The sequence below is a fragment of the Anaerovibrio slackiae genome, from assembly GCF_009695585.1.
Lineage (GTDB): Bacteria > Bacillota > Negativicutes > Selenomonadales > Selenomonadaceae > Anaerovibrio > Anaerovibrio slackiae.
In genome coordinates, this window is record NZ_VUNR01000033.1 from 1 (window position 1) to 12,649 (window position 12,649).

The following is a 12,649-nucleotide window of genomic DNA, read 5'->3' on the forward strand; positions in this document are numbered from 1 at the left end:
ATCTGCTCATCCAATGATGGGCTTCCACCCAAGGTTAAGAGAGATAGATACTATGCTGCTCTACCTATAGCTGCATAGCTATCTTCTTTATACGAGTTTAATGTGTCAACCAATATTGACAATATCACACAAATAAAAAACAGATTTCTTTTTCGGGCGGTGTCGGTCACGGTTGGAGATATTTCTTCAATTTCCGCCTTTACTTTCTCCTTTGCAATCGCAACAGATTTCTGTATTGCCGAAGCGGTGCAATGCTCCATAGCGGCGATTTGGTAAAAATTGAACTCATACTCGTAGTAGAGCAGGAAACGCCGCCTTTGTATCTCTGGAAGGCTCCCAACCGCCTTATAGAGCGTTTCATTCCGTTCTTCCTCAACCATGCGTTCATCAAGGCTCTTAGGCACACGCAACGCCCGTCTGTAAAGGGTTTCGTCCCATACCTCGTTAAACTCCCTGTGCCGCTCGTCCCATTAGAAAAGATTCCTGTTCCTGCGCTCCATCTGCCGAAACTCCATAAAGAACTGTTCCGACACTTCCAACTCGTGGGATTTGCCCTGCCCGTCCTTAAAGCTGATAAAATACCTTGTGCCGCTTTCCGTGGATTCCTCCCGAAGCGTGTATGCCTTAACCCTGTATGCCATCCTGTTGTCCTCCTGCAAAAAATGAGTGAGGGGATTTCCATCCCTCACCCAGTAGCCCGCAGGATGGCAGGCTGTTTTAGAAGCTATAAAATTTTCCGCAGCTTCTTCCGCAGATGGTCTAACCTCGCATAGATGGCACCAGTCGTCAAATGCACAAGCGGGGCAATCTCCTTTGTGGAATACCCCTGCATTTTCAGCAGGACGATTTTCAAGGTACGCCCGTCCACCGTGACTAATACTTGATAGAGATTTTCGCTCTCAATCTCTTCCAGTAACTCCGCAACCGTACCCACTTCCGCCTGCCGCTCCCTGCCTGCCATGTCCTCAAGATATTCCGCAACGTCATTCGTCCATCGGTAAAACCGCCTGTTGGAATTGAAGTCTGCCCTGTCCGCCATGCGTATCTGCTCAATGGTCGCTTCATCAACGCCGCACTCACGCAGCAGCTTTTCCTCCGCTTCTTTCCAGATACGCCATTTCCTGTCCTCCCGTCCGTGGTTGTATGCCATTCTTACTTCCTCCAATCAGAATTGATTGAGAGGGCAGAGAAAAGCCCCCTCATCTTCCCAAAGGAAAAAACAAGGGGGCTGAACGCCTTAAATTTTAATTTTCTATTATCTTTCTTAGTTTTATTAGGATTCTGGCTTTGCGTTTGTTTACAACGCTCTGGGTTATGCCCAACCTCGCCCCGACTTCACGCTCGGAAAGTCCGTCAAAAAAGATTGCCTGTATCAGCTCCTGTTCACTATCCGACAGCAAAGGCAGGGCGGCTTTCAGCCTGTCCACCATGACCGCATTGACAACGGTTTCTGCAATGTCCACCGCTTCATCAGTGATAAAGTCCAGAGGATTCCCCTCGCTGTCCGTAAATCCGTCGAGAGATAGCAGTCTATTCTTTGTATCTAATTTTTGCAGATAACGCCACCGTTCCTTGTCACGGTAGAAGTCTGTGTATTGCTCCCTCACGACTTCAAGCAGACAGCCTTGAATGGGGATAAACAGCTTGTCCATATAGGTCTGGTCGGATTCCCTGCAACGGCAGAACTCCGTGTAGGATAATTCCACATAGCCGCCACTTTCTCTGATATATACCTTTCTTGGTGCATATTTCACCATAAATACCTCCCATCTGAATTTTTGAAATGTAAAAAATCCAGATGGAGAGGCGGAGAACGACACCGCATATCAGAAACAGCCCTACGGCACTTTCCAACAAAAATCGACAAAAGAAAAACCGCAAAGGCTCTGTGACCTTTACGGTTATAGGAAATAGTAATTCTATTGTATGGAGATTGTACTTCTACTTTCAAGGTGAGAAGTACCGTTGCACTGGCAGAAATTTTTTTAACTGGTTTCCTGCCGTTCTCTGATATGCTATGTATTGATAAATTTTGCTTCGTATGAGCAGATAGATAACTGCCCGAAAAAAGGACATAAAAAAATCCCTCCAAATTTAAAAACAAATTCAGAGGGTAATTTAGGGTATAACAAAATAACCCACCCGAATATCGTTTTTTTATTTGGTGAGTTTGTTCTTTCAAATACGAAACAAAAAGAGCCGATGATTCGTGAATTGTTCCACAATTTCATCGGCTCTGCGTCTTAAGCGTCTGGCTCTTTGATGACAGTTATCTTCAAGTTGTCAACTTTAATCAATCTTTCTTGTCTGCATTTTGGACAATAAAGGGGATAATTCTCCAAAACAGTGTCCTTCCTAATTTTATTACGGGTTTTGCTCCCACAAACAGGACACAATATCCATTCGCATTTCATCATAATTAGTCTCTAATCCTTTCAAATCTCATTTTATATGACTTTTGCAAGCTGTTAAGCTAACTTGTGGAACATATGCCGAACCTTATCTATACGGCTATTCGGGCGGCGGGGTTGGCAAATAAATTTACCAATAGCTGGCTGGTATCCTTTTAACTCTGTCAAGCAGACTCCCTGCCCATTTGTGAAATAAGTTAAATCGTTCCTGTATTCTTGAATACATCTAGCAGGGATTTCTCCTTTCAGAATGACCTCGTCATTCTTTATCTGAGTACTTACAATATCTGCACAATACCTTGGAGCATCATGATACGCCCGTGAGAGATATTCCTGCGGTGCATAAATTTCAAAGTGGAGATATGGCTCTAATAGTTCTGTCCCTGCTTTTTTTAAAGCCTGCTCCAATACGATAGGGGAAAGCAGCCGAAAGTCTGCGGGGGTACTTACAGGACTATAATACAATCCATATTCAAAACAGATTTTACAGTCTGTCACTTTCCATCCATACAGCCCCTGCTCGCAGCCATAAAGAACCCCCTCCATAACCGCATTTTGGAACGATTGATTTAAATATCCAAGTGAAACTCTGCTTTCATACTGCACTCCGCTTCCAATAGGGAGCGGCTCTATGGACAACCCGACAGAAGCCCAGAAAGGATTTGGCGGGACTTCTATGTGGATGGTATATTCTGCTTTTCTAAGCGGTCTTTCCATATATATAACAGTAGGCTCTTTTATTTCTGCCTCCACATGATATTTTTCCTCAAGGATGGCACAAATGACTTCCATCTGCACATTCCCCAAAAAAGAAAGTATAATCTCATGCGTTGTAGTATCCACATAATATTTTAAAAGAGGGTCGCCATCTGAAATTTCTGTAAGTGCCCCAAGCAATATTTCCCGCTGTTCAGATTTCTTTACTGCAATCGTTGTTTGGAGCATAGGGAGAGGATTTTCAATAAATTTTCTCTGCGGCAACAGTATTTCGTTCCCCAAAATACTGTTTAGCTGCAAAACATCATTTGGTAAAATTACAATATCACCAGAGCAGGCTGTATCGGATGAATATAATTCACCGTTTGTCGGAACACACATCTCTGTGATTTTTATTTTCTCTTTTTCAGATATTCTAATAACATCCCTCAAATGCAATGTTCCGCTATATATACGCACATAAACAAAACGCCGCCTTTTCTCTGAATATTCAATCTTAAAAACCTGCCCGCATAGTTCAGATTGACCTTCAGGCGTTGATGAATAAAATTTACTGGCAATTACTTCTATAAGCTGCCGAATCCCCAGATTGTTTTTAGCGCTTCCGTGATAAACGGGAAATAACGTTCCGTTTTGGAATCTCCTGTTTTCTTCCTGTTCCAGTTCTGACATTTTAAACGGTTTCCCTGACATATATTTCTCTAATAGTTCATCGTTTCCCATAATTACCGCATCCCACTGTTCCATATCGTCATTGTCCGTTACATTTATATGGGGATGCTGCCCAACCTTTTGCTTCACTATAATTTCCGAAGAAAGCTTTGCTTTCATTTCCCGATATACCATTGGCAAATCAATCCCCTCTTGGTCAATTTTATTGATGAAAAAAATTGTCGGAATCTTCATTATCTGTAGTGCATGAAACAGTATACGGGTCTGTGCCTGTATGCCATCCTTTGCAGAAACTAATAATACTGCTCCGTCTAATACGGATAAAGAACGGTATACTTCCGCCAAAAAATCCATATGGCCTGGCGTATCTATAATGTTGACTTTTACATCCTCCCACTGAAAAGATGTCACTGCTGTCTGGATAGTGATTCCCCTTTGACGCTCCAAATTCATTGTATCTGTCCTTGTTGTGCCTTCATCTACGCTCCCTAGTTCTGCAATTGCACCACTGGTATACAATAAACTTTCCGTTAATGTTGTCTTTCCTGCGTCAACGTGAGCCAGAATGCCTAAGTTAATTATTTTCATGTGATTTTCCTCCTATCAACACCCAAAAAAGGGCATAAAAATACCCAGTGATAAATACTCCTATCACTGGGTAAATAACTCCAATAGCCCCAAAACACTTATATGTTTTCGGGCATATAAAATTACATGATAAAAGTATTCTTAAACTGGGTACAAAAAACTAAGCCCCATATTAAAATAAAAGTGAAACGGGACTGCTACTTTTTGTTCCCACTATCAAATTGACAGTTTATTTAAGAATACCTTGCCGCATATTTATTAACTCCTTGTATAATACTGAATCTAATTATATTCCTTAACCCTTTATTTGTCAAGCTGACAAACTAAAGCAGAAAAAGCGGCAGGATTTCCCCCTGCCACTAATCATCTGTTTATGCAAAAATAATTTCCTTTTCCACAATCTCCCTCGCACAAGCCCTTATGTTATTGAGGCATCCTGTCCATTCTAAGGCGTTTTCTGCCTTTAGCTGTTCCGTTATGCCCTGTGCCTGTTTCATACCCTCTATGAGCCTTTCAAAGCGTTCCTGTGCCTGTCTGTTGATGTCGGCAAGGTAGGCGTTTAGCCTGCCGCTTGTAAGAAGATTGGTGTATGTAACTTTACGGTACTGTTTTAGATAATCTAAATGCCGTTGCCCCCAGATGCCTATTGCCTGTTCTTCTTCGGCGGGTACAGTTAAGCACGGTATCAAATAATCCCCTTGCCTTTCGTATTTGCCGCCCAGTTCCTCAAATAATGATTTTGCCATTGTCTGTTACCTCCACATTCTTTTTTATTTTGAATGTCCGCAAAATCCGTCCTACATCAGAAGGACGCCAAGGCACATCAAGGTGGTGCAGTGCGATAAGTCTGTCCTGCACATTGGTTCCGGCTCCCATCTTCTGTGTGGAACCAAGCAAAAAACGGACCTGTCCGCTTCTTACTTTTCCGAACAGCTCCGCCTTCCTAAGCTCTGTATTTGCTTCATGTATAAATGCAATTTCTTCCAGTGGAACACCCTTTTCGATCAGCTTATTTCGGATGTCCTCATAAACATTAAATGTACCATCTCCTTTCGTTGTTGACAGGTCACAGAAAATAAGCTGTGTTGATTTCTGCTCCTTTGTCTGCTCCCATATTTCAAATGCCTTTTCCACACGGGTGCTTGCCTTTGAATTTTCATCATCCGGTAGCATATCGTTGATAAGCCTCTGGTCTAATGCTAACTTTCTTCCGTCGTAAGCGTTCAAGTTTTCCCTGTTGTTAATAGGCACTATCGAGTAGGAGGGAGATTCTATAAAATCTCCCAACCTCTCACACCACCGTGCGTACCGTTCGGTACACGGCGGTTCTCTAGTTTTTATAAATTTGCAGGTAATAGCTGGTCATGGGCATATAGCCTTGACTGGCTATTTCTTTATTCGTTAGAACAGAGTTTAGCATTAGTGCCGCTCTCCATGCTCCTTTGCGGCAATTTGCCATTTCATGCACCTTCCATTCTGGAATACCATACCGCCTTATCATACGGTATCTTGTCTTTACTTTCTTCCATTGTTTCCAGTACACCGCTATTACCCTACGCCTTATCCATTCGTCAACGTTCTTCAGTATTGCTTTCATATCGGCAAGCTTGAAATATTGGAGCCACCCTCTTATGTATTGCATATATCTGCGTTGACGTGCTTCATTACTTATTCCTTTATTGCGGTTGAGTATTTCACATAATCTGCGCTTCATCTTCCGCTTAGATTTTTCGTGAAGCTTGAACCGGCATTTTCCCTTGAATATGTAAAATCCATATCCTAGAAATTTTACCTTGCTTATATATGCCACAACGCTTTTCTCCTTGTTCACCTTGAGAAACAGCTTCCTCTCAATAAACTTGGATATGCCCGACATGGTTCTTTCCGCACTTCTCCTGCTTTTGCACAGAATCATACAGTCATCAGCGTATCTCACAAACTTGTGCCCACGCTTCTCCAGTTCCTTGTCAAGCTCGTTCAGCATTACGTTGCTCAGTAAAGGGCTGAGCGGACCTCCCTGCGGTACTCCCTTGTCACTCCTCGTATAATAAGTTTTGTAAGCAAGATATCCGCCTTGTATACATAACTTATTTTTCTTTTTACAACTAAATATTTTTCTATGAAATTGGATTTCCTGATGCTACAATAATCAAAGAGATTATGCGGCAAAGGCAACGTCTTTCCCTCCTCGCAGCTAAGGGGATTTGTGAGGGCGAATTCCGGTTTATCAAAAAATTTTTTTGAATGTATTGACAACGTCTGCTGACGATGTTATTATAATTTCAACGACAGCAGTCGATGTAATTCAAGAGGAGGATTTATCTTATGGCAACTTTCAGATTCGATTTAAACCAAGAGTACAGTGAACGTTTAGAGGCTGATGCCGCTGCAAAACGCATGAACATCCAGGAATATATACGTTATAAGCTTTTTGGAGAGTTAACAATTTTTTCTGTAGATGAAGTAGTTAACAGAATTCAATCTGGAGACTTTAAAAATAAAGAATTTACCGTACCAGATGTTTATACAGATGAAGAATGGTCTCAGATTGACAGAGGTAACGCAGGTGTTTTAGGCAAAAACTTCTTTAACCACATCACTGAACATCCTGAATTGGGAATTCGTTTTGTGCCTGACCGCACCATTAAACGCCGAGCAGTTTATTCTTATATTAAGGAGGATTAATCGCATGTTGTACTCTATTGATTCAGGAAAATATGTCACCCAGGTGCCACATAAAAAGGATTTTGATAAGTGGATGAAAAATTTATCTGCTGCAGATTATCAGTCAATCGCAGATACTTTAAACGAAAAAATAGATGAGTCAGACATTAATACCGCAGGCTGGCTTCCAGGACATGACTGGGCTGGAACTATTTACGAACCTATATATGAGGCATGCGGACGAAACCAGGTGTTGTCTGGTATGTTCTTCGGACTTATAGTATTCGACCTTTTAATGAGAAAAGATGACAAAACTTGGGGATTTGGAAGATTTGAAAAAGACGGAAAGCAAATAGCAAGCATGACTTACTTTGTTTTGGATAACCCACCAGCAAGATAAACAATAGAATAAAGAACCCTTTTATATTTAGGAAGATATTGTCTTACGGCAGTATCTTCTTTTTTTATTTTCATTCATCCCGGAATTTGGCTCTCCGCTTTCCCTTAGGAAGTTAAGAAGGACACAAGACACCAGTTCTCCAGAAAATTTTCAAAAAAATTTATTGGTTGATTGTATAATGAACTTGAACAGTTAATCAAAAAAATAAAAATCCATAGCGGCTACCTGTGTTAGAATGGTTTTGCTAGAAATCATCAACAAAGGAGCAATCACTATGGATCAATCCCATTCTAACACAATTGAGCCTTCACGTAAACCAGGAAAGCACTTAACTTTGGATGAAAGGGGTGTAATTCAGGCGCTTCATCATCAAGGGTATTCTCTGCGTGACATTGCTACTATCGTGGGCTGTGCGCACACAACCGTATACTACGAAATTCGGCGTGGAACGCCCAATCCTAAAAGCAATCATGGGCGTAGACCACAGTATACAGCCAAGCGTGGACAGAAAGCTTATGCGGAACACCGAAAATGCTCCAGGAGATCTCTAAAAATTTACTGTGAGGATTGCGAACCATTCATCCAATGGATGGTAAAGCAGGTGCGTGACAAACGTTGGTCTCTAGATGCCTGCGTTGGGTATGCCAGGCGTTGCAATTTGTTCAATGCAAAGCAAATACCCTGTACTAAGACACTTTATAATATGCTCTGGGCTGGAAAGCTGCCCTTGTCTCTTTTCGATATACCACAGGCTCTTAGACGTAAAGCGCATCGCAAATGGACTCGTAATAATAAGCGTATAAAAGGGCGTAGTATTGATGAACGGCCTGACATTGTCAACGCTGGCACAGAAATAGGCCATTGGGAGGTTGATACAGTCGTAGGGCACCGTAAAGGCCATGAAGCTGTCGTTTTCACTGCGGTTGAGAAGGTAACACGCAACTATATTGCCATCCGCATTCCAGAACGTACAAAAGAAGGTATGGAAGTGGCAATATCGCAATTAAAGGAGCAGTATGGCATCAATCATTTCAGCACAGTATTCAAGACAATGACTGCAGATAATGGTCCAGAATTTACAACATTCTCCAACCTTGAAAGCCTGGGAACCAAGGTGTATTTTACACATCCATACAGTTCCTGGGAACGCCCTCAGAATGAACGCCACAATGGCCTACTGAGAGAGTTCATACCTAAAGGGACTTCTATAGAGCAGTATACAGATGATGATATCCTTGATATGGCAGATACACTTAATCAGCTTCCACGCCGTATTTGGGACTATCATAGTCCGGCAGAGTTGTTTGAAGCATTCCTTGATGAAGTCTATGCTATTGATAATATTTATTGATTAGAAGAATGTTCAATTTCAACTTGCAATTTACGTTTAATTTTTCTTCATCCGCCATCTACAACTATATTTTATGATTTTGCTACAGCTTTAGCAAGAAATTTCATTTATACAATTGTGTCAAAAGAAAATCTATATCAGTCGAAAATAATGGTCTATCCCCCGCTTCATACCTTGAAAGATATCTCTGGCTCTCCTGCACGATTCTCTTTTCATTCTTATCCAAGATAGACTTTATCATCTGCGAAAAGACATTGCCTTCTGTTCGATACCTTATCAAATATTGCTTACTCACAGGGAACATTTTAATATAATGCAGTCCATGTCGATTTCTAGATTTAGTTGTTGGTCTTGGCGGTAAAGGAAAATACTGTTCTTTAGATGCACTAGCTTTTATATTTGATCTCAATGGAACAGCAAAATCTTGATTCTTTCCCTTATATTTCAATCTGACGATAAGCACACAAGGGCGATTATCTTTTTGTAAGATTTCCGGATCGCCAGCATATTTAAGCATCAATGATTTATTTATAGTTACAATCTTCATTTTATTCCCTCAACAAAAATGGGGCTCACCTTTTCAGCGAACCCCACTCACATGTAAGCGATATTCTACGCACTAGGCACCCCGTCGCTTGCGGAAGTTAAACATACACGTGCATCATATTCTAACCGTAATGCCCGGTGAGCCAAAAGCTCATTGTAAGTATACAAGAAAAAAACATTACAGTCAATTGATTATATCAATTCGCTTTAATATTTTTAACCAACTCAACAATTTTATTTTTAAATCAAAACACCTTTATTTGCTCCCTATCCTGCTAGGGCTCCTAAAAACTATTTTATTTTTAACAAACATATATTCTCAACATGGCTTGAATGACTAAACATATCAACTGGCTGTACCTTTTCCGCCTTGTACCCCAGCCCATCCAAAATCTCAATATCCCGTGCCAAAGTGGCCGGGTTGCAGGATACATAGACAATCCGCTGTGGCTGCATATTTGCAAAGGTTTCCAGCACCTGCTGAGTGCAGCCTGCCCGTGGTGGGTCCACCACTACTACATCAGGGCGCACCCCCTGCTTGTAAAGCCGTGGCATGACCTTGGTGCAGTCACCTACGATAAACTCCGCATTGCGGACATTATTTTCTCTGGCATTTTTTTCGGCATCCTTTATGGCCGGGCTGACAATCTCCACGCCGTAGACCTTCCGCGCCTTCTGGGCCAGATACAGGCTTATGGTTCCCGTACCGCAGTAGGCATCAATTACAGTTTCCTTGCCGGTCAGCTGGGCAAATTCCAGTGCCTTGTCATAGAGCACCTCTGCCTGCTTGGTATTAACCTGAAAGAAGGAACGGGCTGATACGTTGAACAGAAACTTGCCCAGCTTTGCCTTGATGGTAGGCCTGCCCCACAAAAGCTTGGTTTCCCTGCCCAATATAACATTGTTCCTGTAGGTCTGGATATTCTGCTGCAAACTCACCATCTTTGGCAGGCGGCTGCGGAGCATTTTCACAATTTCCTTCTCCCGGCGCAGTTCCTTCACTGCCGTCACCAGCACCACCATCAACTGGCCGTTGATGCCTGTCCTGGCCACCACATGGCGCATGATGCCTGTATGCCTGTCCTCATCGTAGACAGGTATGCCCAGCTTTTCCACCACTTCCCGAACAGCATTAATAGCCTCATTGTTCAGCTCATCCTGAATGAGGCAGTTGGAGGCATCAATAATTTTGTGGCTTCCCTGGGCAAAGCAGCCAATAATCGTCCTGCCCTTTTCCCTGCCCACAGGAAATGCCACCTTGTTGCGGTAATTCCACGGATTTTCCGCCCCCAGCACCGGCAGTACCGGCAAATCCTTCTGATGGCCGATGCGCTCCATGGCATCCTTTACCTGCTGCTGCTTTACCTTCAGCTGCCCCTCATAGCTGAGATGCTGCAGCTGGCAGCCGCCGCATTCCTTATAGATAGGGCATTTCGGCTCCACCCTGTCAGGACTGGCTTCCAGCACCTTCAGCAGCCTGCCCGAAGCATAGCTCTTTTTTACCTCGCCAATCCGCACCCTGACCAGTTCACCCGGCAGCCCACCTGTCACAAAAACCGTGAAGCCCTCCATGCGGCCTACGCCCTCGCCGCTGCTGCCCAGACTGCTTATCCTTATCTCGTATTCCTTATTTATCTCCACAGGAATTTTTGCCATTTTCTCTCCTCCATATAAAAAAATCATACGCACAACACATATAATATTAGTATAAACAAAAAGCAGCATCACCGCAAGAAGCTGCAACAGCCAAAATCCTGCCATGACACTGCCATAAATACACTATCCTGTCATATATCAATATATCAATCTATCATTTAGCAATACATCATTTTTTAAACTGCACATTAAAGAGCAAATCCGTTGGCTTTTCCAAAAGCAGCTTCGCCCCGTTTTCCAGCAGCTCCTCTTTTTCACGGAAGCCCCAGAGCACTCCTACCGGCAGGAACCCGGCATTGACCGCAGTCTGCATATCCACGCCGCTGTCCCCAAGGTAAACCACCTTGTCAGGCGTTACCCCCAGCTTTTCCGTAATCTCCAGCACCGTAGTCGGGTCAGGCTTCCTTGGATAGCCAGGCCTGTCACCGATAACCATCTGGAAAGTGCCCGGCTCAAAGAGAATGTTAATAATGGTCTTGGCTGCCTCCATAGGCTTGTTGGTGCACACAGCCATGGGAATTTCCTTCTCCATCAGCTTCGCCAGGGTGTCCCGGATGCCGCTGTAGGCACGGGTCTTGTTCAGCACCTTGCCATTGTAAATCTCGCGGAACTTTGCCAGTGCCTTCTCATAAAAAACCTTGTCCGCCGCCTTGTCAGCAGGCAGGGCCCGCTCCACCAGCTTGCCCACGCCATTGCCTACGAAATATTTATAGGCATCAACTGCATGGGTTGGAAAATCGTATGCTACCAGCATCTCATTGCAACTGTCTGCCAAATCATCAATAGAATTAATAAGTGTTCCGTCCAAATCAAATATTACTGCCTCGTATCGCATTCATATCTGCCTCTTTCCTATAAAATAATATTCGCCCCCGAACTTTCTCATCTTATTAATTCGCTATTAATCTGAAAAATCCTGCTAAATTTCATTGAAATTTAGCAAAACTTGACTTATTGATACTTAACTTATCGATACCTATTATACTTAACTTATCGATACCTATTATACTCAACTTATCAATACCTGATTCAGCAAAACTTAACCTGGCACAGCCTCAATTCAAGCCGTCCGCTTCCTTTAGGATGGACAAAAGCTTCCTGTTCTCCGGCAGCATATTGCCCCGTCCCTTTTTGTGGTGCAGGGAAATAATCGCCGCCTCCGTGCTCATGCCGATGCCGCGCAAAAGCTCGCCCCCCAGCTCTCCATGGTGATAATACCGATACAAGAGCCCCCGGACATAGCTCCTTGAGTCGCATCTGCCATACCGCCTTGACCAGACCGGGAAAAACCTGTTCAGCAGCACCGCTATGGATTTCCTGATGGGTCCCATGCTGCTGCCCCGGCCCACATCATGCAGCAGGCAGCACCTGATTAAAAGCTGCCGCAAATTGCCGGCATCCTGTTTGCTGAGATAGGGAAAATCCTGCTCCCGAAAACCATCATCAAAAAGCTCTAATGCCGTCTTCAGCACATGCATGGAATGACGCTTGTCCGCCCGGTTCATCTGGAAAAAAAGCTCCCATGCCGCCTCCGGCAGGTTTTCTTTAACAAAATCAACCTCATCCTTGCTGAGCCTGCTGGCAAAAATCCCCCGGAAAAATTGTTTTACACGGTAAAGCACAGCCACCACTTCCAAACTAGCA

16 protein-coding genes are annotated in these 12,649 nt (G+C 43.3%); 3 read left to right on the forward strand and 13 right to left on the reverse strand.

Translation table 11 applies throughout. The features are described 5' to 3' along the window. Positions 1 to 50 precede the first annotated feature (50 nt). From FYJ84_RS15120 to FYJ84_RS14930, 9 genes are all read right to left on the reverse strand, one after another. Positions 51 to 380 carry a sigma factor-like helix-turn-helix DNA-binding protein gene (locus FYJ84_RS15120; RefSeq protein ID WP_235901477.1) on the reverse strand — a complete coding sequence of 110 codons (330 nt, stop codon included), beginning with the start codon at positions 378 to 380 and terminating at the stop codon, positions 51 to 53. A 90-nt stretch (positions 381 to 470) separates the two neighbouring features. After that, a complete protein-coding gene (locus FYJ84_RS15125; RefSeq protein ID WP_000331638.1) occupies positions 471 to 641 on the reverse strand; it encodes a hypothetical protein in 171 nt (56 codons plus the stop codon). Between the two features lie 83 nt (positions 642 to 724). Continuing rightward, positions 725 to 1,150: an RNA polymerase sigma factor gene (locus FYJ84_RS12380; protein ID WP_000323895.1), complete on the reverse strand. Its 426-nt coding sequence runs from the start codon at positions 1,148 to 1,150 to the stop codon at positions 725 to 727. A gap of 94 nt (positions 1,151 to 1,244) precedes the next feature. Then, positions 1,245 to 1,754: a sigma-70 family RNA polymerase sigma factor gene (locus tag FYJ84_RS12385; RefSeq protein WP_105116765.1), complete on the reverse strand. Its 510-nt coding sequence runs from the start codon at positions 1,752 to 1,754 to the stop codon at positions 1,245 to 1,247. 489 nt (positions 1,755 to 2,243) lie between these two features. Then, positions 2,244 to 2,417, reverse strand: coding sequence for a cysteine-rich KTR domain-containing protein (locus FYJ84_RS12400; RefSeq protein ID WP_002779755.1), 174 nt, complete (start codon positions 2,415 to 2,417; stop codon positions 2,244 to 2,246). 51 nt (positions 2,418 to 2,468) lie between these two features. Then, positions 2,469 to 4,388, reverse strand: coding sequence for a tetracycline resistance ribosomal protection protein Tet(O) (tet(O), locus tag FYJ84_RS12405; RefSeq protein WP_000691758.1), 1,920 nt, complete (start codon positions 4,386 to 4,388; stop codon positions 2,469 to 2,471). Positions 4,389 to 4,759: 371 nt separating this feature from the next. Further along, positions 4,760 to 5,134 (reverse strand): TnpV protein, encoded by a 375-nt coding sequence (locus FYJ84_RS12410; protein WP_001129922.1) that lies wholly within the window; start codon positions 5,132 to 5,134, stop codon positions 4,760 to 4,762. After that, positions 5,115 to 5,675: a hypothetical protein gene (locus FYJ84_RS12415; RefSeq protein ID WP_205764258.1), complete on the reverse strand. Its 561-nt coding sequence runs from the start codon at positions 5,673 to 5,675 to the stop codon at positions 5,115 to 5,117. The genes FYJ84_RS12410 and FYJ84_RS12415 overlap by 20 nt, the downstream gene beginning before the upstream one ends. Positions 5,676 to 5,718: 43 nt before the next feature. Then, entirely contained in the window at positions 5,719 to 6,519 is an 801-nt protein-coding gene (locus FYJ84_RS14930; protein WP_328596393.1) for a reverse transcriptase domain-containing protein, read from the reverse strand. Positions 6,520 to 6,713: 194 nt separating this feature from the next. On the opposite strand from FYJ84_RS14930, the gene FYJ84_RS12425 reads away from it, so the two are divergent. From FYJ84_RS12425 to FYJ84_RS12435, 3 genes are all read left to right on the forward strand, one after another. Beyond that, positions 6,714 to 7,073 (forward strand): DUF1413 domain-containing protein, encoded by a 360-nt coding sequence (locus FYJ84_RS12425; protein WP_154407920.1) that lies wholly within the window; start codon positions 6,714 to 6,716, stop codon positions 7,071 to 7,073. Between the two features lie 4 nt (positions 7,074 to 7,077). After that, complete coding sequence (locus FYJ84_RS12430) at positions 7,078 to 7,452, forward strand: hypothetical protein (protein WP_154407921.1); 375 nt, start codon at positions 7,078 to 7,080, stop codon at positions 7,450 to 7,452. A 274-nt stretch (positions 7,453 to 7,726) separates the two neighbouring features. Further along, positions 7,727 to 8,803: an IS30 family transposase gene (locus FYJ84_RS12435; RefSeq protein WP_154407922.1), complete on the forward strand. Its 1,077-nt coding sequence runs from the start codon at positions 7,727 to 7,729 to the stop codon at positions 8,801 to 8,803. A gap of 103 nt (positions 8,804 to 8,906) precedes the next feature. Here the strand turns inward: FYJ84_RS12435 and FYJ84_RS12440 are convergent, their stop codons facing one another. The 4 genes from FYJ84_RS12440 to FYJ84_RS12455 all read right to left on the reverse strand — a co-directional run bounded on the left by FYJ84_RS12440 (position 8,907) and on the right by FYJ84_RS12455 (position 12,642). Continuing rightward, complete coding sequence (locus tag FYJ84_RS12440; RefSeq protein WP_154407923.1) at positions 8,907 to 9,350, reverse strand: hypothetical protein; 444 nt, start codon at positions 9,348 to 9,350, stop codon at positions 8,907 to 8,909. A gap of 290 nt (positions 9,351 to 9,640) precedes the next feature. Further along, on the reverse strand, positions 9,641 to 11,005 hold the full coding sequence (gene rlmD / locus FYJ84_RS12445) for a 23S rRNA (uracil(1939)-C(5))-methyltransferase RlmD (protein WP_154407924.1): 1,365 nt from the start codon (positions 11,003 to 11,005) through the stop codon (positions 9,641 to 9,643). Positions 11,006 to 11,174: 169 nt separating this feature from the next. Next, positions 11,175 to 11,840, reverse strand: a complete 666-nt coding sequence (locus tag FYJ84_RS12450) for an HAD family hydrolase (RefSeq protein ID WP_154407925.1) — start codon at positions 11,838 to 11,840, stop codon at positions 11,175 to 11,177. Between the two features lie 220 nt (positions 11,841 to 12,060). After that, on the reverse strand, positions 12,061 to 12,642 hold the full coding sequence (locus FYJ84_RS12455; protein ID WP_154407926.1) for a hypothetical protein: 582 nt from the start codon (positions 12,640 to 12,642) through the stop codon (positions 12,061 to 12,063). Between the last annotated feature and the right edge of the window lie 7 nt (positions 12,643 to 12,649).